Raw genomic sequence first — 23,096 nt, forward strand, 5'->3', positions numbered from 1 at the left:
CTACCTCACTGGAGCAGGCCGCGCAGGCTAAGCCACGCGGGTATGCCAAGGCCAAGCCAGGCGAGCATGTCCCAGGCACCATCACCGAGCAGGGCGGCGAACAGCCCCAGCGCGCCCAGCAAGGCAATGGCGGCTGGCCAGACGAGCACTCTGGCAGTTGATCGCGAACGATGGCTCATGCCTTTGCCTCCCGTGGCCGGCGTTGCTTGCCCCACCAGAGGTACACGCCGCTGCCGAGCACGATGATGGTCAGCACGTCCAGCACCGCCCACAGGATCTGCATCGGACGGCCACCGTAGTCGCCGAAGTGCAGCGGTTGCGACAGCCCCATGGCGTCCATGTACCAGGGCCGCTCACCGACTGCGGTCACCTCAAGCGTGCGGGCATCGATCAGCACCGGTGTGAACAAGTGCGAGCTCAGGTGGCTGGCGCCGTTCATGAACACTGCGTAATGGTGCTCGCTGGAGAAGCGTGTGCCAGGGAACGCGATGAAGTCCGGGCGCATGCCGGGTGCGGCCTGTTCGGCGATGTCCAGCAAGCGGCTGGCTGGCGCCCTTTCGGTGAGCGGCGGGGCATCACGATAAGGGGCGACCATGGCGGCCAGGCTGTCGTTGCGCCAGGCGGCGATGACCAGGTCGGAGAGGGCGCTGATCACGCCGGTGACGCCGACAGTCAAGGCCCAGGCCAGGGTGACCACGCCGATCAGGTTGTGCAGGTCGAGCCAGCGCAGGCGGCGGGACTTGTCGGTGCGTACGGTGGCGAACTCCAGGCGGCGCATGAACGGTGCGTAGAGCACGCTGCCGGAGACGATCGCAACGACGAACAGCACGCCCATGAAGGCCAGCAGCAGCTTGCCGGGGAGGCCGGCGAACATGTCTACGTGCAGGCGCAGCATGAGCATCATGAACCCGCCATTGGCGGCCGGCATCGCCACGGCTTCGCCGGTGCGGGCGTCGAGCATGAAGGTATGGGAAGAATTGGGTTCGGTGCCGGCGGTGGCAGCTGTGATCGCAAGTACGCCGTTGGGTTGGTCCTTATCGAAGCCGAAGTACTGCACGACCTCACCGAAGCGGTGCTGCTCAGCTTTCAGCACCAGCTGTTGCAGGTCCAGGTGCGGGGTGCCGGCGGGCATCTCGCGCAGTTCTGCGGCATCGCCGAGCAGGTGTTCGAGTTCGTGGTGGAAGATCAGCGGCAGGCCGGTGAGTGCCAGCAACAGCAGGAACAGGGTGCAGACCAGGCTGCTCCAGGTGTGGACCACGGACCAGCGGCGGATAGTTGGGCTTTTCATTACATTATGTTTCTCAACGTCCAGAAAGACCAAAGCCGCCCCAGGTGGACGGCTTGGTCGACATGCTCAGCCAGTCAGGTCATCACCACTTGTAGGAAGCGCTGGCCACGACGCTACGTTCGTCGCCGTAGTAGCAGTAGTAGCCATCGCAGGTGGAGAGATAGTCCTTGTTGAACAGGTTGGTGGCATTGACCGCCACCGACGCGCCCTTGAGGCTGTTGCTCAGGCGCCCCAGGTCGTAGTGCACGGTAGCGTCGAACACCGTGTAGGCGTTGGCCTTGCCCAGGTAGGTGTTGGCTTGGTCGCCGTAGGTGTTGCCGGTATAGCGCGCGCCGCCGCCGATACCGAAGCCGTCGAGCATGCCGCTGTGCCAGGTGTAGTCGGCCCACAGCGAAGCTTGCTGGTTGGGCATCAGCTGCAGGCGGTTGCCCTTGTACAGGCCATCCTGCACTTGCGACTTGGCCAGGGTGTAGGCGGCGGTCAGCTTGAGGTTTTCGGTGACGTCGGAAACCGCTTCCAGCTCCAGGCCATGGACTTTCACTTCACCGGTCTGGCTGGTGAAGGTCACACCGCCTTCGTTGTTGGTGACCGAGACGTTTTTTTGCGTCAGGTCATACACGGCTGCCGACAACAGGGTGTTGGAGCCCGGTGGCTGGTACTTGATGCCCAGTTCCCACTGCTTGCCTTCGGTCGGTTTGAACGATTCGGTAGCGGACGCGGAGGCATTGGCGGCCGGCTGGAACGACTCGGCATACGACAGGTACGGTACGAAGCCCGAATCGAACACGTAGCTGATGGCGGCGTTGCCGCTGAACTGCTTGTCCCGCTGGGTATTGGTGGCATCACCCTGGTTGAAGTACTTGGTGCTGGTGTGCACCCAGTCTTCACGACCGCCCAGGGTCAGGCGCCAGTTGCCGAGGGCCATCTGATCCTGGACGTACACGCCGGTCTGACGGGTTTTCTGGTCATAGTCGTAGAACGCTGTGGAGCGGTCCGGGCGGGTGATCGGCACCCCGTAAACCGGGTTGTTCACGTTGCTGTCCGGCACGTTGAAGCCGAAGATCGACAGGTAGTTGGTGTTGACGCGCTGGTGGTCCAGGCCCAGCAGCAGGGTGTGGGTCACGTCGCCGGTGGCGAAGTCGGCCTGGAAGTTGTTGTCCACCGCGAACTGGCTGATGTCTTCATCGGTGTTGGTGGACATGCGGCTGACGGTGCCATCGTCCTTCACTGGCGGCGTGGTTGCGTTGTAGCTTCCGGGGGTGATGGTCTGGAACGCCAGGTCCGTCTTGGTGTAGCGCAGGTTCTGACGGAACTGCCAGACATCGTTGATGCGGTGTTCGAAGGCGTAGCCCAGCGCGTAGTAGGTGCGGTCGTAGAATTCGTAGTCCGGGTCACCCAGGTTCTTGTGGTGGGAAATCTTGCCGAACGGCATGTCGATCTTGGTGCCCTGGATCGGCCGGAACTGGCTGGTGGCGCCGGTATCGTCGCGGGTGAACTGGGTAAGCAGGGTCAGCGAGGTATCGTCGTCGATGTTCCAGGTCAGGCTCGGGGCGATGTTGTAGCGCTTGTCGTCGATGTGGTCGATCTGGGTACCGCCATCGCGGATCACGCCGCTGACGCTGTACAGGAACTGACCCTGGTCATCGATCTTGCCGGTGCTGGCAAAGTTGATCTGGCGGTGATTGTCGCTGCCGTACTGCAGTTCGATTTCGTGGGCGCTTTCAGCCTGCGGGCGGCGGCTGACCATGTCCAGCAGGCCGCCGGGCGGGGTCTGGCCATACAGCGACGAGGCCGGGCCGCGCAGCAGGGCCAGGCGGTCGAGGTTCCAGGTTTCGGCTTTCGGATTGGCATACACGCCGCGAGGCAGTGGCAGGCCGTCGAGGAACTGGGTCGGCTCGAAACCACGCACGCGCATCCAGTCGTAGCGGGTGTCGCTGCCGAAGCTGGCGGAGACGATACCCGGCATATATTTCACGGCGTCGTCCAGGCTGTGCACGCCGCGGTCACTCATCTGCTGACGGGTGGCCACGGAGATCGAGCGCGGGACTTCGACCAGCGCGGTGTCGGTCTTGGTGCCAGCGGCGGTGCGCTTGGCCAGGTAACCGTCGACCGGGCCCCAGGCGCTCTCGTAAGCGCTGGCGGCATTCACGGTGGTTTCCGGCAGGGCCAGGGCGCCCTCCGGTACGGCGACCAGGCTGTAACTGCCGACGCTGCTCTGCTGCAGTTGCAGCCCAGTGCCCAGCAGGGCGGCCTGCAGGGCGCCGAGGCCATCGTACTGGCCATTGACCGGGGCCGAGGTACGGCCGCTGACCAGCGCCGGGTCGATGGCCAGGGCGATGCCCGCCTGGCTGGCGATCTGGTTCAGGGTGCTTGCCAGCGGTGCGGCGGGCAGGTTGTAGGCGCGCGGCGCGGACTGCTCGGCGGCGAACAGTGCGGTACTGGACAATGGTGCGGCCATGGCGATGGCCAGGGCCATCAGGCTAGGACGCAGGATACGATCAACGGCACGGGACATGCAGCGGTTCCTCGACGGATAAGTGCTAACTGCTTCCTTGCCGAGCGAGATTCCAGAAGTGACAGGGGGAATCGGAAGAAAAGTGAGAATTATTTGAATCTGGCTTTTGCCTGCGCTGGCCCGTCGCGGGACAAGCCCGCTCCTTCAGGTGTGTCGCAGATTCAAGGGCTGCGGAAATCCTGTGGGAGCGGGCTTGTCGGGGCGCCGAACCGCCGCGAAGAGGCCGGTACAGGATTACTTGGGAACGACGGTCACCCACCACGGCGTATGCCGCTCGATTTTCACCGGCAGCGCCGGCACCAGCGAAGCCAGGGCCAGGTCGGTGTCGGTCAGCGGGAAGCTGCCGGTCACACGCAAGTCGGCCACTTCATCGGCCACGCCCAGGTGACCGCTGCGGTAGTGGCCCAGCTGTTTCAGCAGGTCGGCCAGGCGCACGTTGTCGACCACCAGCATGCCGCGGGTCCAGGCATCGGCCCCGGCGTGCACCGGACCTATCTGGCCCAGCCCGTTGCTGTTCATCAGCACTTGCTGGCCTTCGTGCAGGACCTGTTCGTCACCGCTGTTGTGCGGCATGGCGGCTACCGACGACTGCAGAACTTCCAGGCGCGTGCCGTTGGCTTCGCGGCGCACCAGGAAGCGCGTGCCCAGCGGCCGAAGGCGGCCATCGTCGGTACGTACCCACAACGGGCGAGGGTCGTCGTGGCCGGTTTCCACCGAAATTTCGCCTTGATGCAGCACCAGCACACGCTGGTCGCCGTCGAAGTCGATATCCACGGCGGTGTGGGTATTGAGGCTAAGCAGCGTGCCGTCGGCCAGGCGCAAGGTACGCAGTTCACCGGTGGCGGTGCGCTGATCAGCGAGCCAGTAACTGGGTGCCAACGAAGGCGTACCGACCCAGCTGAGTATCGCGCCGAGCAGAAACAGGCCGGCAAGCCCGCTTCCGGCCTTGCCGATCCGACGTCGCAGGCTGACGCGCGATTGCAGCAGGGCTTGGCGAGCCGGGCCGGCAGCGACGCTGACACGTTGGTCGAGGGCGCCTAGCTGGCGCCAGGCCCGGGCATGTTCCTCGCTGGCAGCATGCCAGCGGATGAATTCGTTGCGCTCGTCAGGGGTGTCGTTGCCATCGTCCAGGCTCATTTTCCAGGCAATGGCGGCTTCCAGCACCCGCGACGAAACCGGTGTGTTGTTCACGTCGGTTCCCCGTACAGGGCCACATAGCACTGGCGCATGCCTTGGGCGATGTACTGGCGCACGCGTGACACCGAAACGCCCAGGCGTTCGGCAATTTCGGCGTGGCCCATGCCATCCAGGCGGTTGTGCAGGAAGGCTGCGCGGGCCTTGCTCGACAGCTTGCTGAGCAGGCGGTCGATGGCTTTGAGGTCTTCGAGGATCAGGTGCTGGGTTTCCGCGGACGGGTGTTCGGCTTCGGGGATCAGCGCCAGTTCGGCCAGGTAGGCTTGCTCCAGCGCCGCGCGGCGGAAGTGGTCGAACATCAGGCCCTTGGCCACGGCGGCGAGGAAGGCACGCGGTTCGCGCGGGGTGTCGAATTGCTCGCGCCCGAGCAGGCGCACGAAGGTGTCCTGGCTCAGGTCTTCGGCACGCTGGCGGCAAGCCATGCTGCGCTGCAGCCAGGCGAGCAGCCAGCTGCGGTGGTCGCGGTACAGCGAGCCAACCAGTTCGGCGTGTGGGCTGTGGACAGAAGACACGCAGCGTCCCCCCGGAACGAATGCATTAACTAACGATAATTATTCGCGATTGTTACAGAGGGGAGGGTGTCGGTGCAATGGACGCTTATCGGATGGCCATCATCAAAAACCGTGGTGATGCGCCTTGCGCCGCCGCCAGCCGCCCAGCCGCTGCTCCAGCTGCAGCGGGCTGTCGAGCTGCTGGCGCCGGGCCTGGCTGAACAGGATCAGCGCCAGTTCCGCCGTGACCTGCGCATCGGCGCTGGCATGGTGACGCTCATCCACCTGCAGGCCGAAGTGTGTTACCCAGTCATCCAGCCCGGCTTCGCGCAACACGGTGTCGGGGTTGAGCATCGGCGCCAGTTCTGCCACGTCGAGGAACGGCAACTGCAGGCGATGGCCCAGGCTCTCCTTCAAGGCGCGGGCAAGCATGCGCTGGTCAAACGGTGCATGGAACGCCAGCACCGGGCTGTCGCCGATGAATTCGAGCAGCTCTAGCAAAGCTTCGGCCGGGTCGCAGCCAGCGGCCAGGGCACTTGGCCCGAGGCCGTGGATCAGCACGCTGGCGTTGGTTTTCTGTTCGGGTCGGTGCAGGGTGCGTTCGAATTGCTGGGCGAAATCAATGGCGCCGTCCTCGATGGCCACCGCGCCGATCGACAGAACTTGGTCGCGATTCGGGTTCAGGCCACTGGTCTCCAGGTCGAGCACCACCCAGCGCTGCTCGCGCAACGAACACACCCCTGGCGGCTTGGCCTTGGGTAGCCCTGCCAGGCGCTGACGCAAGGCATCGTCCAGCGGCGGGGCAGCGGGGCGTAACCAGGCGAACAGGCTCATAATTGATACCGCAGGGCCAGGCTGCTCTGCAGGCGCTGGGCCTGGCGCAGCGATTCGCGCAGGATGCGCCGGTCCAAGTGGTTGAGGCTGTCCGGATCGAGGCGATTGGAGTACGGCAGGTTGTCGCGGGTCTGGCGCTGGTGCTGTTGCATGCGGGTTTGCTGGATGAAGTGGTAGGCCTCTTCATAAGCTGCGCCGTCGAGCGCTTCGATGACCCCTTTGTCGACCAGCTGGCGCAGGCGCTCCAGAGTGTTGCACGCACCAATGCCGTTGGCCAGGGCCAGCAGGCGGGCACCATCGACGAAAGGTGTCAGGCCCTGGACCTTGAGGTCGAGGGTGGCGGCCTTGTCGTTGCCCTGGCGGGTCAGCACGAACTCGCGCAGGCGGCCCACCGGAGGTCGCTGGCGCAGGGCGTTGTCGGCCAGCATGCGCTGGAAGATGCGGTTGTCCGCCACCTGCTCCAGCAGCTGCCGGCGCAGTTGTTCACAGCCCTGTTCATCACCCCAGACCACGCGCAGGTCGAAGTAGATGCTCGAACCCAGCAGGTTCTCCGGGCTGGCCTCGCGCACGAAGCTGGCAAAGCGCCGCGCCCACTGCGCACGTGACAGGCAAAGCTCGGGGTTGCCGGCCATGACGTTGCCCTTGCACAGGGTGAAACCGCACTGGGCCAGGCACTGGTTGATGTACTGCGCCAAGGGCAGCAGGCGTGCGCGAATGGCCTCGGCTTCGGCGTCGTCGGTGGCTTCGAAGAGGATGCCGTTGTCCTGGTCGGTGTGCAGGGTCTGTTCGCGGCGCCCTTCGCTGCCGAAGCACAGCCAGCTGAACGGCACACCGGGGTCGCCACGTTCGGCAATGGCCAGCTCGATCACCCGGCACACCGTGTGGTCGTTGAGCAGGGTGATGATCTGGGTGATCTGCGTCGAGGAGGCGCCGTGGGCGAGCATGCGCTCGACCAGCTGGCCGATCTCGCCACGCAGCTGCACCAGCGAGTCGAGGCGTGGCGCATGGCGGATGGTACGCGCCAGGTGCACCAGGTCGACCCGCTGCAGGGAAAACAGGTCGCGTTCGGACACCACGCCACACAGGCGCTGGTTGTCCACCAGGCAGACATGGGCGATATGCCGCTCGGTCATCGCCATGGCCGCATCGAAGGCGCTGGCTTGGGGGCTGAGGTAGAACGGCTTGGCGGTCATGTTCTGCTCGATTGGCGCGCCGAGGTCGGAATCGGCGGCGGCCACCACCTGGCGCAGGTCGCGCAGGGTGAAGATGCCCAGCGGGTGGCGCTGCGGGTCGACCACGACAATGCTGCCGACCTGCTGTTCATGCATCATCCGCACAGCCTCGCGCAGCGGTGTATCCGGCGCGCAGACCACTGGGTGACGCATGGCCAGTTCGCCCAGCGGGGTATTCAGCGAGTACTGGGTGCCGAGGTTTTCCGCTGCGCGCTGGCGGACCTGCTGGTTGACCTGGTCGAGCAGGCTGCTGACACCACGCAGTGCAAAATCTCGAAACACTTCCGACATCGAGAACAAGCGGATGAACGCGGCCTTGTTCAGCTGCAGGCAGAAGGTGTCTTCGCCGGCCAAATGTTCGGTGCGTGTCGCCCGCTCGCCGAGCAGCGCTGCCAGCGGGAAGCATTCGCCGCCGGTGATCTCGAAGGTGGTTTCCACCCCAGGCTTGACCAGGTGCTGGCGCTCGCCGACGACCCGGCCCTGCTTGACAATGTAGAAGTGCTCGACTGGCCCATCCGTAGGTTTGATGATGCTTTCGCCGCTGGCATAGAAGCGCAGCTGGCATTGTTCCACCAGGAAGGCCAGGTGGCTCTGCTCCATCTGGTTGAAAGGCGGGAAACGCTGCAGGAACTGCAATGTGCCCTGGATGTTCTGCAGTACTGCCGTTCTTCCTGCCTGACTGTAGGCGTCCTTTTTGCTCATGACACTGACCGTATCGCTACGCCGAACTATATATATCTATATATAGGAGCGGCCTTGTTGTTTTCGGTCCCCATGGTCGGCTGGCAGCGGGGTGGTGCCCATTGGACGTAAGTCTATGAGTGGCGCTGTCAAAGACCCGACGAAAGGCGAGCCGGGTTACAAGGCTTTTGCGGTCCTAACCACTGAGCGGGATTTTTTTGACGAGATGACCATGGCTGAGCATGACGACATTCTGAGTGACGCCGAACGCGAGGCGTTGGCCGTGGTGAGCGCACCTGTAGCATCCAGCCCGGTGGTGCTGATTGTCGATGACAATACAGTGAACAGCGAGGCGTTGAAGCTGTACCTGAAAAGCAAGGGCATCGAGTGCATGACCGCTGACGGCGCGCAGGAAGCGATGTTCAAGCTGCATTACGAACCGCGCATCGCGCTGATGATTACCGACCTGCGTATGCAGCCCAGCGACGGCCTGGAACTGATCCGGGAGATTCGTGAGTCGGAACGAGCGGCGTTGTCGATCATCGTGGTGTCGGGCGACACCGATGTGAAGGAGGCGGTGGACGTGATGCACCTGGGGGTGGTGGATTTTTTGCTGAAGCCGGTGGATCTGGGGAAACTGCTGGGGTTGGTGAAGAAGGAACTCAAGATCGAGTGACACAGGATCGGGGCCGCAAAGCGGCCCCTTTCACTGATGTTGCTTACAAACCGTTACGCGCCTTGAACTCGCGACGGCGGCGGTGCAGCACTGGCTCGGTGTAGCCGTTCGGCTGCTTGGCACCTTCGACCACCAGCTCGATGGCCGCCTGGAACGCGATGTTGTCGTCGAAGTTCGGCGCCATCGGGCGGTACTGGGCGTCACCGGCGTTCTGCTTGTCGACCACTGCAGCCATGCGCTTGAGGCTTTCCAGCACCTGCTCCTGGCTGACCACGCCATGGCGCAGCCAGTTGGCCAGCAGCTGGGCCGAGATGCGCAGGGTGGCACGGTCTTCCATCAGGCCGACATCGTTGATGTCCGGTACCTTCGAGCAACCCACACCCTGGTCGATCCAGCGCACCACATAGCCGAGGATGCCCTGGGCGTTGTTGTCCAGCTCGTTGCGGATCTCTTCGGCCGACCAGTTGGTGTCGGCTGCCAGCGGGATGGTCAGGATGTCATCGACCGATGCCGGGGTGCGCGACGCCAGTTCGCGCTGACGCGCTTGCACGTCGACCTTGTGGTAGTGCAGGGCGTGCAGGGTGGCGGCGGTCGGCGACGGTACCCAGGCAGTGTTGGCGCCGGCCAGCGGGTGAGCGATCTTCTGCTCGAGCATGGCGGCCATCAGGTCGGGCATGGCCCACATGCCTTTGCCGATCTGCGCACGGCCTTGCAGGCCGGTGGCCAGGCCGACGTCGACGTTGTTGTTCTCGTAGGCGCCGATCCACTTCTCGTTCTTCATGGCGCCCTTGCGCACCACGGCGCCGGCTTCCATAGAGGTGTGGATTTCGTCACCGGTGCGGTCGAGGAAGCCGGTGTTGATGAACACCACGCGCTCGGCGGCCGCCTTGATGCAGGACTTCAGGTTGACCGTGGTACGGCGCTCCTCGTCCATGATGCCGACCTTGACGGTGTTACGCTTCATGCCCAGCAGGTCTTCGACGCGGCTGAAGATCTCGGCGGCGAAGGCGACTTCTTCCGGACCGTGCATCTTCGGCTTGACGATGTACACGCTGCCGCTGCGGGTGTTCTTGCGGCTGGTGTTGCCGTTGAGGTTGTGCAGGGCGATCAGGTTGGTGAACAGGCCGTCCTGGATACCTTCGGGGATTTCGTTGCCCTGGGCATCGAGAATCGCCGGGTTGGTCATCAGGTGGCCGACGTTGCGCACGAACAGCAGCGAACGGCCGTGCAGGGTTACGCTGCCGCCATTGGGCGCTGCGTATTCGCGGTCTGGGTTCATGGTGCGGGTGAAGGTCTTGCCACCCTTGCTCACGCTTTCGGCCAGGTCGCCTTTCATCAGGCCCAGCCAATTGCGGTAGACGATGACCTTGTCATCGGCATCGACGGCGGCGACCGAGTCTTCGCAGTCCATGATGGTGGTCAGGGCCGACTCCATCAGGATGTCTTTGACGCCGGCGGCATCGGTGCTGCCGACAGGCGTGCTGGCGTCGACCTGAATCTCGAAGTGCAGGCCGTTGTGCTTGAGCAGCACGGCGGTCGGCGCCTTGGCGTCGCCATGGAAGCCGATCAGCTGGGCGTCATCACGCAGGCCGCTGTTGCTGCCGCCTTTCAGGGCGACGACCAGCTTGCCGCCTTCGATGCGATAGCTGGTGGAGTCGACGTGCGAGCCGGCCGCCAGTGGTGCGGCTTCGTCGAGGAAGGCGCGGGCGAAGGCAATGACCTTGTTGCCGCGCAGCTTGTTGTAGCCCTGGCCTTTCTCGGCGCCGCCTTCATCGCTGATGGCGTCGGTACCGTACAGGGCGTCGTACAGCGAGCCCCAACGGGCGTTGGCGGCGTTCAGGGCGAAACGGGCGTTCATCACCGGGACGACCAACTGTGGGCCGGCCATGTGGGCGATTTCTTCGTCCACGTTCTGGGTGGTGGCCTGGAAATCGTCGGCTTGTGGCAGCAGGTAGCCGATTTCCTGGAGGAATGCTTTGTAGGCTACGGCGTCGTGTGCCTGGCCTTTGCGTGCCTGGTGCCAGGCGTCGATCTTGGCTTGCAGCTCGTCGCGCTTGGCGAGCAGGGCTTTGTTCTTTGGAGCGAGGTCTTTAATGATCTCTGCCGCCCCTGCCCAGAACTTATCGGCGTCGATGCCGGTTCCAGGAATCGCTTCGTTGTTGACGAAGTCGTACAGGGCCTTGGCGACCTGAAGGCCACCGACTTGAACGTATCCAGTCATTGCTTGCCTCACCTCTGCTCAGCTATTTCGCTCTTCTGTATTAAGCCTGTAGCGCTTCTCTAAACACGTACCAGTGCTTGCCATCGGACTAGACCCGAAGGCGGCTGGGTGCAGCCGGCCAGACAGGCTGGCAGACAGTGTGCGTATTTTCACAGGCGCCTTGGCAGACATCCAAACGACGTTTTGTAGTCCGCGCCACGGGATACTACATGAAGCAGTAGGCGAGGCAAAATCAGACTAAAAGCGCCGTTATGCGACCGGTTGGTCGCGTATGGTCACGCTGGGAGAACGTATGTTCGCAAAAAAGCAGTGGATTGTTCCAGATAAATCTTGAAACAGTACACGATTGTTTGTGCGGATTGCCCTGCGGCAGGTTGACGCGCCTTGCCTATACTGAGTCGATCCCCCGTATTTTCGCCGCCTTGGGCGGCCCGACGCAGAGGAAGGGCCTGTGGATCATCTTGTACTGACCGTGATTGCCCCGGACAAGGCCGGCCAGGTCGAGCGCATTGCCCAGTGCATCGCCGATCATAACGGCAACTGGCTGGAGAGCCGCATGTCGCGGATGGCCGGGCAGTTTGCCGGGATCCTGCGGGTGGCGGTGCCGGCGGAAAACTACGACGAGTTGGTGAAGTCGCTGCAGGCGCTGGGGCAATACGATATTCGCGTGCTCATCGCCGAGAGTGGCATTGAGCCGTCATGTACCTGGAAGCCTATTGCCATGGAGCTGGTGGGCAATGATCGCCCAGGCATCGTGCGTGATATCACCCGCCTGCTGGCGGACCAGGGCGTGAACCTGGAGCGCTTCACCACCGAAGTGCGGCCGGCACCGATGAGCAGTGAGCCGCTGTTCCATGCCGATGCGCTGCTGGCGCTACCGTTGACCTTGTCTCTGGATGACCTGCAGCAGAGGCTGGAGAGCCTGGCGGATGACTTGATGGTGGAGTTGAAGCTGCGGCCGGAGGACTGATTCGAGATTGCCGGGGCTGCGAAGCAGCCCCTTGCGGTTATCCCGATTTCACGGGGAAGGCCCTGTGGATAACCTGGGGGCGCACCTCGCTAGCCCAGGAGCGGCAAGCCTTCCAGAGGTTTGGGCAAAAAACGCGCAAAAATCAGTCGCTTGTGCACAAAGCGCGGGGACGAGGGTGTGGATAACCTTTGGAGAGGTTGCTACAGGCCACGAACGACGTGGTCTGCGCAGTTTTGATCGTTTTTTGATCAGGCGCGCTTGCGCAGATTCAACCAGGCATCGACGCTGTAGAGCGCCAGGCCCGCCCAGATGCAGATGAAGGCCACCAGGCTGCTCGAAGACAAATGCTCATCGAAAAGCAGCACTGCCTGCAGCAGCACCAGCGTTGGCGCCAGGTACTGCAGGAAGCCCAGGGTGGTATAAGGCAAGTGACGAGCGGCGGCGTTGAAGCAGACCAACGGCACCAGCGTCACTGGGCCTGCTGCCATCAGCCACAGTGCTTCGCTGCTGGTATAGAACTCACTCTGGGCACTGACTGCCGTGGGGTTCAGCAGCAACCAGCCAAGTGCCAGTGGCACCAGCATCCAGGTTTCCACCACCAGCCCCGGAAGCGCTGCTACCGGAGCCTGCTTGCGGATCAACCCATAGAAACCGAAGGTCAATGCCAGCGCCAGCGACACCCACGGTAGGCTACCCACCTGCCACACCTGTTGCGCCACGCCCACCGCAGCCATGCCCACGGCCAGCCATTGCAGGCGGCGCAGGCGTTCTCCGAGCAGGAGCATGCCCAGCAGTACATTGATCAGTGGATTGATGTAGTAGCCCAGGCTGGCTTCAAGCATGCGACCGCTGTTCACCGACCACACGTAGGTCAGCCAGTTGGCAGCGATGAGCGTCCCGCTCAGGGCCAGAATCGCCAGGCGGCGGGGGTTGTCGCGCAGCTCGCGCCACCAGCCTGGGTGTTTCCACACCAGCAGCAGCAGGGAGCCGAACAACGCGGACCAAAGCACCCGGTGGACGATGATCTCCACCGCCGGGACGCTCTGGATGGCTTTGAAATACAGGGGGAACAAACCCCAGATGATGTAGGCCGACAGGCCAAGAATATACCCGCGACGCGGGTTTGCGGCTTGCATGCAGAATCCTTGCTTAGGTAGCTAAATACAGCGACGCCTATTGTAGACAGACCCCTGCGGCTATCTAGAACAATTTCAATGGTTGTTCGTCCAGAGCCGCCGTCTGCTCTCGCAGGGCGAGGATTTGGTCACCCCAGTAACGCGGTTGGCCAAACCAGGGGAAGCTGCGCGGGAACGCCGGGTCATCCCAGCGCCGTGCCAGCCAGGCGCTGTGGTGCAGCTGGCGCAGGGCGCGCAGGGGCTCGATCAGTGGCAGTTCGCGTGGGTCGAAGTCGTGGAACTCGTTGTAGCCGTCGATCAGTTCGGCCAATTGGCCAAGGCGCTCTTCGCGGCTGCCAGCCAGCATCATCCATAGGTCCTGCACGGCCGGGCCCATGCGGCAGTCGTCCAGGTCGACGACGTGATAGACGTCGTCGCGATGCATCAGGTTGCCAGGGTGCAGGTCGCCGTGCAGGCGCATCACCTGATGCGGAGTGCGTGCGTAGATATCTTCGACCCGCTTGAGCAGTTCGCGGGCTACGGATTCGAACGCAGGCAGCAACTCACGCGGGACGAAATCGCCCTCCAGGAGTGTTTGCAGTGAAGCGTGACCGAAGTTGTCCACAGCCAATGTTTCGCGGTGTTCGAACGGGCGAGTTGCGGCAACCGCGTGCAGACGGCCGAGCAACTGGCCGAGGCGGTAAAGCTGGTCGAGGTTGCCGGGCTCCGGCGCGTGGCCACCCCGGCGCGGGAACAGGGCGAAGCGGAAGCCCTTGTGCTCGAACAGGGTCTGGCCGCCGTGTTGCAGCGGCGCGACCACGGGCACTTCGCAGTCGGCGAGTTCGGCGGTGAACTGGTGCTCTTCGAGAATTGCCGCATCGCTCCAGCGGCCCGGGCGGTAGAACTTGGCGATCAACGGTTGAGAATCTTCGATGCCCACCTGATAGACGCGGTTCTCGTAGCTGTTCAGCGCCAGGACCCGGGCATCGCTGAGAAAGCCCAGGCTTTCCACGGCGTCCAGGACCAGGTCGGGGGTGAGGGTATCGAAGGGGTGAGACATGGGGGCTCCGGGGGTGGCGGCGTGTTGGCATGGTACCCCATTCCGGGAGTTGCCCAGATGTTGCCTGTGCCGTCCTCTTCGCGGGGTCACCCGCGAAGAGGACGGCACAGGTCAAACCGGTACCCCGAGCAGTACATAGGAAGGATGAAACTGCACCCGCAGTCTGCTCCCTTCATCGACAGCCTTTCCGGCCATCCATTGCGCTCCGGCAAATGCACACAACGTCTGCCCATTGCCCAGCGCCAGCCGCACTTCGCTGTCGCCCTGCACATCCGCCAGTACCTCTTCAACGGTGACGCTGAGCACATTGCTGCCGGCCTCGGCTTCATCCTCCGCTCCCAGCAACTGCACCCATCCGGCCTTGAGTAGCGCCATCACCGTGGTCCCCAGGGTCAGTTCTAGCCGCGCCGTGCTGTCATGGGTAATCAATGCGTCGATTTCCAGCCCGCCGCCCAGCGCCAGGCTGACCCGGTCATGCCGGCCCTCCCTGCGCAGCCCGCTGACCTGCCCCTGCAGCTGATTGCGTGCGCTGGTGCGCAGCATCAGGCGGCCAAGCAGGTCAAGGTCGCTGGACTCTTCCGCCGCTTCGAGAATCTGTGCCTGCAGTGCCTGCACTTTCTGGTACAGGCGCAGCACCCGTTCACCTTCTACCGAGAGCCTTGCGCCACCGCCGCCACGTCCGCCCGTACTGCGCTCGACCAAGGGCTGGCTGGCCAGGTTGTTCAGTTCGTCGATCGCGTCCCAGGCAGCCTTGTAGCTGATGCCGGCAGCCTTGGCCGCGCGGGTGATCGAGCCTTGTTCGGCGATGTGCTGGAGCAGGGCGATGCGCTGCGGGCGGCGGGCAATGTGCTGGGTGAGGAGTGCGGGCAGGGACATGGGTGGCGCCTATCTGGAACTGACCCCTCAAGCTTGCCCCGGTTTTGCCGTGCGTGCCAGGCAATACACATCGACCCTGCGTGCGCCGGCCTCTTGCAGCAGTTGCGCGACAGCCTGCGCGGTGGCGCCGGTGGTCAACACGTCATCGACCACGGCCACGTGGCTGCCCTTGAGCGATGCCGCGCTGGCCAGCGCGAAAGCCTCGCGCAGGTTGCCTCGGCGTGCCCGGGCATCGAGGTTCTGTTGTGCCGGTGTTTCGCGTGTGCGCAGCAACAACCGCTCATCACATTCGATAGCCAGGGCCTTCGACAGCCACCGCCCGAGCATGCCGGCCTGGTTGAAACCGCGCTCGCGCAGTCGACGCCGGGCCAGCGGGACAGGCAACAGCAAGTCTGGCCTGGCCAGGCCATCCTGGTAGCGATGGTGCAAATTGAGGCCGAGCATTTCAGCCATCAACCGGCCCAGCGGCCATTGACCGTTGTGCTTGAAACGGCTGATCAGCGTGTCCAGCGGGAACCCATAGTGCCAAGGCGCGACAACCTGATCGAAAGCCGGCGGGCGGCGGTTGCACTGGGCGCAGATCAGGCCGGCCATCGGCAAGGGCAGGGCGCAGCGCAGGCAATGTTCATCGAGCCACGGAAGTTCCTGCTCGCAGGCGACACACAGCGGGTAGCGCTGTTCGGCGAGTTCACCGCACAGCAAGCAGGTGTGATTAATATTTATACACTTGTAAACCAGTGCTTTTAACCAAGGTTGACAGTTCATAGGCCTTCCATGACTATGCGAGCTAACCGTGATGCGCTGGCGGGCACTTGTGCCTCGGCGCCAGTTACAGCCTAAACAAGGAAACGCCGATGAGCGCCAGCACAACTGCAACAACACGTCACGACTGGTCCCTGCCTGAGGTCAAGGCACTGTTCCAGCAGCCATTCAATGACCTGCTGTTCCAGGCGCAGACCGTGCATCGCGCGCATTTCGACCCGAACCGCGTACAGGTTTCGACGCTGCTTTCGATCAAGACCGGTGCCTGCCCGGAAGATTGCAAATATTGTCCGCAGTCCGGCCACTACAACACCGGGCTGGAAAAACAGAAGCTGATGGAAGTGCAGAAGGTGCTCGAGGAAGCTGCTCGCGCCAAAGCCATCGGTTCCACCCGCTTCTGCATGGGTGCGGCCTGGAAGCACCCGTCGGCCAAGGACATGCCTTACGTGCTGGAGATGGTCAAAGGCGTAAAGGCCATGGGCCTGGAAACCTGCATGACCCTCGGCAAGCTCGACCAGGAGCAGACCGTGGCCCTGGCCCAGGCCGGCCTGGACTACTACAACCACAACCTCGATACCTCGCCTGAGTTCTACGGCAGCATTATCACCACCCGCACCTACGGCGAACGCCTGCAAACCCTGGCCTACGTGCGCGATGCCGGCATGAAGATCTGCTCTGGCGGCATCCTCGGCATGGGCGAGTCGCTGGACGACCGCGCTGGCCTCTTGATCCAGCTGGCCAACCTGCCCGAGCACCCGGAGTCGGTGCCGATCAACATGCTGGTCAAGGTTGCTGGCACCCCGCTGGCCGAGGAAGAAGACGTCGACCCGTTTGACTTCATCCGCATGCTGGCAGTCGCCCGTATTCTCATGCCCAAGTCGCACGTGCGCCTGTCCGCCGGCCGTGAGCAGATGAACGAGCAGATGCAGGCCCTGGCCTTCATGGCTGGCGCCAACTCGATCTTCTACGGCGAGAAACTGCTGACTACCGCCAACCCGCAGGCCGACAAGGACATGCAACTGTTCGCCCGCCTGGGCATCAAGCCCGAAGCGCGCGAAGAGCATGCCGACGAAGTGCACCAGGCGGCCATCGAGCAGGCTTTGGTCGAGCAACGCAGCAGCGAGCTGTTCTACGACGCAGCAATGGTCTGAGATGGCCTTCGACCTGGCGGCGCGCCTGGCCGAACGGCGCGCCGCAGACCTGTATCGGCAGCGGCCGTTGCTGGAAAGTCCGCAGGGGCCGGAAGTCGTGGTCGATGGCCAGCGCCTGCTGGCCTTCTGCAGCAATGACTACCTGGGGCTGGCCAACCACCCTGAAGTGATCGCTGCCTGGCAGGCTGGCGCCGAGCGCTGGGGGGTCGGTGGTGGAGCCTCGCACCTGGTGATTGGCCACAGCTCGCCACATCATGCCGTTGAAGAGGCTCTGGCCGAACTGACCGGCCGCCCGCGTGCGCTGCTGTTCTCCACGGGTTACATGGCCAACCTTGGCGCCATCACTGCACTGGTGGGGCAGGGCGACACCGTGCTGCAGGACCGCCTGAACCACGCGTCGCTGCTTGATGGCGGGCTACTCAGTGGTGCCCGTTTCAGCCGCTACCTGCACAACGACGCTGCCAGCCTGGCCAGCCGCCTGGGCAAGGCCACCGGCAACACCCTGGTAGTCACCGACGGCGTGTTCAGCATGGACGGTGACCTTACTGACCTGCCAGCGTTGGCCGCTGTGGCCCGCGCCCGCGGTGCCTGGCTGATGGTCGACGATGCCCATGGCCTGGGGACCTTGGGGGCTCAGGGTGGCGGCATCGTCGAGCACTTCGGCCTGGGCATCGACGACGTGCCGGTGCTGATCGGCACCCTGGGCAAGGCCTGTGGCACCGCCGGCGCTTTCGTTGCCGGCAGCGAAGAGCTGATCGAAGCACTGGTGCAGTTCGCCCGGCCCTATATCTACACCACCAGCCAGCCGCCGGCGCTGGCCTGCGCCACGCTCAAGAGCCTGGAGCTGCTGCGCCGCGAAACCTGGCGCCGCGAGCACCTGGCTGCGCTGATCCGCCAGTTCCGCCAGGGCGCCGAGCAAATCGGCCTGCAGCTGATGGACAGCCCGACACCGATCCAGCCGATCCTGATCGGCGACAGTGCCCAGGCCCTCAAGCTGTCGCGCATGCTGCGTGACCGCGGCCTGCTGGTGACCGCAATCCGCCCGCCTACCGTGCCTGCTGGCAGCGCCCGTCTGCGGGTCACCCTGAGCGCCGCGCACAGCGAGGCGCAGGTACAGCTATTGTTGAATGCATTGGCCGAGTGTTATCCACAGCTGGAGGCCGCCGATGCGTAACCGTTTGATACTTCTTCCCGGCTGGGGGCTGGGCACCGCCGCCCTCGAGCCGCTCGCCGCCAGCCTGCGGGCCCAGGACGCACGTCTGCAGGTCGAACTGATGCCCCTGCCGGAACTGGCCGATGCCGATGTGCAGGCGTGGGTAGACTACCTTGACCGCAAGTTGCCCAGCGATACCTGGCTGGGTGGCTGGTCGCTCGGCGGCATGCTCGCCAGCGAACTGGCGCGCAAGCGGGGCGACCACTGCTGCGGCCTGCTGACGTTGGGCAGCAACCCCAGTTTCGTGGCCCGCGCCGATTGGCCACATGGCATGGCCGAGGACACGTTCGGCACGTTTCTCGATGGTTGCCGCAGCCACACCTCGGTGACCCTCAAGCGCTTCCGCACCCTGTGCAGCGATGGTGCCCTGCAACCTCGCACGCTGCTGCGCCAACTGGGTGTCGGCGTGCCGGACACCGACCCGCTGTACCTGGCCACCGGCCTGGAAGTGCTTGCCAGGCTCGATACCCGCGAGGCCCTGCAGGCCTATGGCGGCCCGCAGTTGCACTTGTTCGCCGGCAGCGATGCGCTGGTGCCGGCCGAGGCGGCCAAAGCGCTGAGCGAGCTGCTTCCCGACGTGGAAGTCGGCCTGGTCGAAGACAGTTCCCACGCCTTCCTGCTGGAATATCCACAGGAGCTGGCGGCGGGCATCAAGAGTTTCCTGCATGAGAGTGGCGATGACTGACCTTTCCCGTCCAAACCTGCCCGGTGCGCTGCCGGACAAGCGCCAGGTGGCCGCCTCCTTCTCCCGTGCGGCTGCCAGCTACGACAGCGTTGCGGCCCTGCAACGTGCGGTGGGCGTTAGCCTGCTGGACCAGTTGCCGGACGACATGGCGCCGACGCGCTGGCTCGACCTTGGCAGTGGCACGGGGCATTTCAGCCGGGTGCTGGGCGAACGTTTTGCCCAGGCAACCGGAGTTGCCGTGGATATCGCCGAAGGCATGCTCTGCCACGCACGGGGTGAGCCGGCTGGGGCGCGGTATTACGTGGCCGGCGATGCCGAGCGCCTGCCGCTGCGTGATGCCTGTGTCGACCTGGTATTCACCAGCCTTGCGGTGCAGTGGTGCGGTCAGTTCGCCAGCGTGCTGGACGAAGCCCGACGCGTATTGCGTCCGGGTGGGGTGCTGGCCTTCAGCAGCCTGTGCGTCGGTACGCTCGATGAGTTGCGTGCCAGCTGGCAGGCGGTGGATGGCATGGTGCATGTCAATCGTTTCCGCAGGTTTGAAGTCTATCAGCGCCTGTGTGCAGCCAGTGGCCTCGCACAGGTCAGCCTGCAGCGTCAGGCCCATGTGCTGCACTACCCTGATGTGCGCAGCCTGACTCACGAGCTCAAGGCGCTCGGCGCTCACAACCTCAACCCTGGGCGGCCTTCTGGCCTGACCGGTCGTGCGCGCATGCAAGGCCTGTTGCAGGCCTATGAAGCGTTTCGCCAGCCCCAGGGGCTGCCAGCCACCTATCAGGTGGTCTATGGTGTGTTGCGCAAGCCACAGGCATGAGAGGAGCGACATGAGCCAGGCCTATTTCATAGCCGGGACCGACACCGATGTCGGCAAGACCACCATCGCCGCGGGGCTGCTGCATGCGGCACGGTTGCAGGGGCTGAGTACCTTGGGCGCGAAGCCGGTTGCTTCAGGTTGCACGATGACGGCCAAGGGCCTGCGCAACAGTGATGCCCAGGCGCTGATCGACGAAAGCTCGGTCAAGCTCGCCTACGAAGAGGTCAACCCGTTTGCCTTCGAACCGGCCATTGCACCGCACGTGGCTGCCCGGGAGGCGGGTGTTGCGCTGGAAGTCGCCGTGTTGTCCAGGGCCATGCGCCATGTGCTGGACCAGAGGGCAGACTTCACCCTGGTCGAAGGTGCGGGCGGTTGGCGGGTGCCATTGTCCAACCACGCCAACCTGTCGGACCTGGCAATTGCCCTCAAGCTGCCGGTGATTCTGGTGGTCGGGGTGCGCCTGGGTTGCATAAACCATGCGCTGCTCAGTGCCGAAGCCATTGCCCGGGACGGGCTGCAGCTGGCGGGTTGGGTAGCGAACATCATCGAACCGCGGACTTCGCGGCTGGAGGAAAACTTGGCCAGCCTGGCCGAGCGTTTGCCAGCGCCGTGCCTGGGACGGGTGCCGAAGCTCAAGCACGCTACGGCGGATGCCGTGGCGGAGCACCTGCAACTCGACTTGCTGGATTGAGCGTTGGCAGGTATGCCCATGGCCTATCAAGTAGCACTGGGCCATTAGGGATTTAAACGGGCCTTTTCGCGCCTGGCCTGCTTTAATTAGCCCTGTTCATATCCAGCGTCATTGGAGTTCTGACATGGAAATCACCGGCAGCACCGCGTACTACGCCGGCCTCAACGCCATCTACAACGGCCAGAACCGCGTCGATCAGGCCGCCGGGCAGATCGCCAATGCCTCGGTCGAGCGCGCCGCCACCAGCCAGTCCAGCGACTTCCAGGCCGAGCGCCTGCGTGGGGTCGACCGCAGCCAGCAGATGGACCTGGCAACCAGCACCGTGCAATTGAACCTGGGCAAGACCGAGGTCGAACTCGGCGCCAAGGTGGCCAAGGCTTCCGACGAAATGCTCGGGCGGTTCATCGATACCTACGCCTGACTCCAGCCTCCTTGGCGAACCCTGTGGGAGCCGGTTTACCCGCGAATGCGTCCACCCGAAATCGCTGATCTCGGGCGGGCCCTTTCGCGGGTAAACCGGCTCCCACAGTCGTTTCTGCCTGCGGTTTCACGAAATGGCATAAACGCCATCTTTCGCGGCGTAAATGGCACTATAGTCCCTCCTTGACATCGGGCGGTCCTAAACGTAAGTTTCAAACAACTGTTTGACCGAAAGCCGACAAGCGCTGGTCGGTATCAGCGGTCCCCTACCGAACTCATCACAGAGGTTCATCGCAATGCCTGATTACAAAGCCCCCTTGCGTGATATTCGTTTCGTTCGCGACGAGCTGCTCGGCTACGAGGCGCACTATCAGAGCCTGCCGGGTTGCCAGGACGCCACACCGGACATGGTCGACGCGATCCTGGAAGAAGGCGCGAAGTTCTGTGAGCAGGTGCTGTCGCCGCTGAACCGTGTCGGTGACCAGGAAGGCTGTACCTGGAGCGAGTCGGGCGTGAAGACCCCGACCGGTTTCAAGGCGGCCTACGAGCAGTTCGTGGAAGGTGGCTGGCCGAGCCTCGCGCACGACGTCGAGCACGGCGGCCAGGGCCTGCCAGAGTCGCTGGGCCTGGCCCTGAGCGAAATGGTCGGTGGTGCCAACTGGTCGTGGGGCATGTACCCAGGCCTGTCCCACGGCGCGATGAACACCATCTCCGCCCACGGCACCGCCGAGCAGCAGCACACCTACCTGACCAAGCTGGTGTCCGGCGAGTGGACCGGCACCATGTGCCTGACCGAGCCACACTGCGGTACCGACCTGGGCATGCTGCGCACCAAGGCCGAGCCACAGGCCGACGGCAGCTACAAAGTCTCCGGCACCAAGATCTTCATCTCGGCCGGCGAACACGACATGGCCGACAACATCGTCCACATCGTGCTGGCGCGTCTGCCGGATGCTCCGGCGGGCACCAAAGGTATCTCGCTGTTCATCGTGCCGAAGTTCCTGCCCAACGCCGAAGGCGGCGTGGGTGAGCGCAACGGCGTGAGCTGTGGCTCGATCGAGCACAAGATGGGCATCCACGGCAACGCCACCTGCGTGATGAACTTCGACGCTGCCACCGGCTACCTGATCGGCCCGGCCAACAAAGGCCTGAACTGCATGTTCACCTTCATGAACACCGCACGCCTGGGGACTGCGCTGCAGGGCCTGGCCCACGCCGAAGTGGCCTTCCAGGGCGGCCTGAAATACGCCCGTGAACGCCTGCAGATGCGTTCCCTGACCGGCCCGAAAGCACCGGACAAAGCCGCTGACCCGATCATCGTCCACCCGGACGTGCGTCGCATGCTGCTGACTATGAAGGCCTTCGCTGAGGGCAACCGCGCGATGGTGTACTTCACCGCCAAGCAGGTGGACATCGTCAAGTACAGCCAGGATGAGGAAGAGCGCAAGAAGGCCGACGCCCTGCTGGCGTTCCTGACCCCGATCGCCAAGGCTTTCATGACCGAGGTCGGCTTCGAGGCTGCCAACCACGGTGTGCAGATCTACGGCGGCCATGGCTTCATCGCCGAGTGGGGCATGGAGCAGAACGTGCGCGACAGCCGCATCTCCATGCTGTACGAAGGCACCACCGGCATCCAGGCCCTCGACCTGCTGGGCCGCAAGGTACTGATGACCCAGGGCGAAGCGCTCAAGGGCTTCACCAAGATCGTGCACAAGTTCTGCCAGGCGCAGGAAGGCAATGACGCGGTCAAGGAGTTCGTCCAGCCATTGGCTGCGCTGAACAAGGAGTGGGGCGAGCTGACCATGAAAGTGGGCATGGCTGCGATGAAGGACCGTGAGGAAGTCGGTGCTGCGTCGGTGGATTACCTGATGTATTCCGGCTATGCGTGCCTGGCTTACTTCTGGGCTGACATCGCCCGCCTGGCGGCTGAAAAACTGGCAGCCGGCACCAGCGAAGAAGGCTTCTACACCGCCAAGCTGCAGACCGCGCGCTTCTACTTCCAGCGCATCCTGCCGCGCACCCGTGCTCACGTGGCCACCATGTTGTCGGGCGCCAACAACCTGATGGACATGAAAGAAGAAGACTTCTCGCTGGGTTACTAAGCCCTGGTGAGCTACTGAAAAAACGCCGCTCCTAGTGAGCGGCGTTTTTTTTGCTTTAAATTTAATCAGAGCTGCTCGGGCCTGTCGTTGTTGTTTCAGCACTTTTAA

General features: G+C 63.7%; 21 protein-coding genes. 9 read left to right on the forward strand and 12 right to left on the reverse strand.

From position 1 onward, the window contains the following. Positions 1-5 precede the first annotated feature (5 nt). From BGP85_RS28915 to BGP85_RS15205, 7 genes are all read right to left on the reverse strand, one after another. The gene (locus tag BGP85_RS28915) at positions 6-179 is read right to left on the reverse strand and encodes a hypothetical protein (RefSeq protein ID WP_181004529.1); all 174 of its coding nucleotides are present in this window, start codon (positions 177-179) and stop codon (positions 6-8) included. Continuing rightward, complete coding sequence (locus tag BGP85_RS15180) at positions 176-1,288, reverse strand: PepSY-associated TM helix domain-containing protein (protein WP_103448679.1); 1,113 nt, start codon at positions 1,286-1,288, stop codon at positions 176-178. Before BGP85_RS15180 ends, BGP85_RS28915 begins: the two co-directional genes overlap by 4 nt. Before the next feature lie 82 nt (positions 1,289-1,370). Further along, positions 1,371-3,803: a TonB-dependent siderophore receptor gene (locus BGP85_RS15185; protein ID WP_103448680.1), complete on the reverse strand. Its 2,433-nt coding sequence runs from the start codon at positions 3,801-3,803 to the stop codon at positions 1,371-1,373. Positions 3,804-4,037: 234 nt separating this feature from the next. Next, on the reverse strand, positions 4,038-4,994 hold the full coding sequence (locus BGP85_RS15190; RefSeq protein ID WP_103448681.1) for a FecR domain-containing protein: 957 nt from the start codon (positions 4,992-4,994) through the stop codon (positions 4,038-4,040). After that, the gene (locus tag BGP85_RS15195; protein ID WP_103448682.1) at positions 4,991-5,509 is read right to left on the reverse strand and encodes an RNA polymerase sigma factor; all 519 of its coding nucleotides are present in this window, start codon (positions 5,507-5,509) and stop codon (positions 4,991-4,993) included. The genes BGP85_RS15190 and BGP85_RS15195 overlap by 4 nt, the downstream gene beginning before the upstream one ends. Positions 5,510-5,611: 102 nt before the next feature. Continuing rightward, the gene (locus BGP85_RS15200; RefSeq protein ID WP_103448683.1) at positions 5,612-6,322 is read right to left on the reverse strand and encodes a 3'-5' exonuclease; all 711 of its coding nucleotides are present in this window, start codon (positions 6,320-6,322) and stop codon (positions 5,612-5,614) included. Next, positions 6,319-8,256 (reverse strand): DUF294 nucleotidyltransferase-like domain-containing protein, encoded by a 1,938-nt coding sequence (locus BGP85_RS15205; RefSeq protein ID WP_103448684.1) that lies wholly within the window; start codon positions 8,254-8,256, stop codon positions 6,319-6,321. Before BGP85_RS15205 ends, BGP85_RS15200 begins: the two co-directional genes overlap by 4 nt. 115 nt (positions 8,257-8,371) lie before the next feature. On the opposite strand from BGP85_RS15205, the gene BGP85_RS15210 reads away from it, so the two are divergent. Then, on the forward strand, positions 8,372-8,911 hold the full coding sequence (locus tag BGP85_RS15210; RefSeq protein ID WP_103448685.1) for a response regulator: 540 nt from the start codon (positions 8,372-8,374) through the stop codon (positions 8,909-8,911). A 43-nt stretch (positions 8,912-8,954) separates the two neighbouring features. Here the strand turns inward: BGP85_RS15210 and BGP85_RS15215 are convergent, their stop codons facing one another. Next, complete coding sequence (locus tag BGP85_RS15215) at positions 8,955-11,132, reverse strand: malate synthase G (RefSeq protein WP_103448686.1); 2,178 nt, start codon at positions 11,130-11,132, stop codon at positions 8,955-8,957. A gap of 451 nt (positions 11,133-11,583) precedes the next feature. Between BGP85_RS15215 and BGP85_RS15220 the strand changes: the two genes are divergently transcribed. Then, the gene (locus BGP85_RS15220) at positions 11,584-12,102 is read left to right on the forward strand and encodes a glycine cleavage system protein R (protein WP_103448687.1); all 519 of its coding nucleotides are present in this window, start codon (positions 11,584-11,586) and stop codon (positions 12,100-12,102) included. 248 nt (positions 12,103-12,350) lie between these two features. On the opposite strand, the gene rarD is transcribed toward BGP85_RS15220, so the two are convergent. From rarD to BGP85_RS15240, 4 genes are all read right to left on the reverse strand, one after another. Beyond that, positions 12,351-13,238: an EamA family transporter RarD gene (rarD, locus tag BGP85_RS15225; protein WP_103448688.1), complete on the reverse strand. Its 888-nt coding sequence runs from the start codon at positions 13,236-13,238 to the stop codon at positions 12,351-12,353. Positions 13,239-13,302: 64 nt separating this feature from the next. After that, positions 13,303-14,277: a serine/threonine protein kinase gene (locus BGP85_RS15230; RefSeq protein WP_103448689.1), complete on the reverse strand. Its 975-nt coding sequence runs from the start codon at positions 14,275-14,277 to the stop codon at positions 13,303-13,305. 111 nt (positions 14,278-14,388) lie between these two features. Then, on the reverse strand, positions 14,389-15,153 hold the full coding sequence (locus BGP85_RS15235) for a TOBE domain-containing protein (protein ID WP_103448690.1): 765 nt from the start codon (positions 15,151-15,153) through the stop codon (positions 14,389-14,391). A 27-nt stretch (positions 15,154-15,180) separates the two neighbouring features. Continuing rightward, positions 15,181-15,918, reverse strand: a complete 738-nt coding sequence (locus BGP85_RS15240) for a ComF family protein (protein WP_103448691.1) — start codon at positions 15,916-15,918, stop codon at positions 15,181-15,183. Positions 15,919-16,007: 89 nt separating this feature from the next. Here BGP85_RS15240 and bioB point away from each other — a divergent pair, with 89 nt between their 5' ends. The 7 genes from bioB to BGP85_RS15275 all read left to right on the forward strand — a co-directional run bounded on the left by bioB (position 16,008) and on the right by BGP85_RS15275 (position 22,988). Beyond that, entirely contained in the window at positions 16,008-17,066 is a 1,059-nt protein-coding gene (bioB, locus tag BGP85_RS15245; RefSeq protein WP_103448692.1) for a biotin synthase BioB, read from the forward strand. A gap of 1 nt (position 17,067) precedes the next feature. Then, entirely contained in the window at positions 17,068-18,240 is a 1,173-nt protein-coding gene (gene bioF, locus BGP85_RS15250; RefSeq protein WP_103448693.1) for an 8-amino-7-oxononanoate synthase, read from the forward strand. Then, a complete protein-coding gene (locus tag BGP85_RS15255; protein WP_103448694.1) occupies positions 18,233-18,964 on the forward strand; it encodes an alpha/beta fold hydrolase in 732 nt (243 codons plus the stop codon). The genes bioF and BGP85_RS15255 overlap by 8 nt, the downstream gene beginning before the upstream one ends. Continuing rightward, entirely contained in the window at positions 18,957-19,775 is an 819-nt protein-coding gene (bioC, locus tag BGP85_RS15260; RefSeq protein WP_103448695.1) for a malonyl-ACP O-methyltransferase BioC, read from the forward strand. Before BGP85_RS15255 ends, bioC begins: the two co-directional genes overlap by 8 nt. Before the next feature lie 10 nt (positions 19,776-19,785). After that, positions 19,786-20,466 carry a dethiobiotin synthase gene (gene bioD / locus BGP85_RS15265; RefSeq protein ID WP_103448696.1) on the forward strand — a complete coding sequence of 227 codons (681 nt, stop codon included), beginning with the start codon at positions 19,786-19,788 and terminating at the stop codon, positions 20,464-20,466. Positions 20,467-20,590: 124 nt separating this feature from the next. Continuing rightward, positions 20,591-20,887: a pyrroloquinoline quinone biosynthesis protein PqqE gene (locus BGP85_RS15270; RefSeq protein ID WP_103448697.1), complete on the forward strand. Its 297-nt coding sequence runs from the start codon at positions 20,591-20,593 to the stop codon at positions 20,885-20,887. A 295-nt stretch (positions 20,888-21,182) separates the two neighbouring features. Continuing rightward, entirely contained in the window at positions 21,183-22,988 is a 1,806-nt protein-coding gene (locus BGP85_RS15275; RefSeq protein ID WP_103448698.1) for a phenylacyl-CoA dehydrogenase, read from the forward strand. Positions 22,989-23,096: the final 108 nt, after the last annotated feature.

The organism is Pseudomonas putida (assembly GCF_002906855.1).
Taxonomy (GTDB): Bacteria; Pseudomonadota; Gammaproteobacteria; order Pseudomonadales; family Pseudomonadaceae; genus Aquipseudomonas; species Aquipseudomonas putida_N.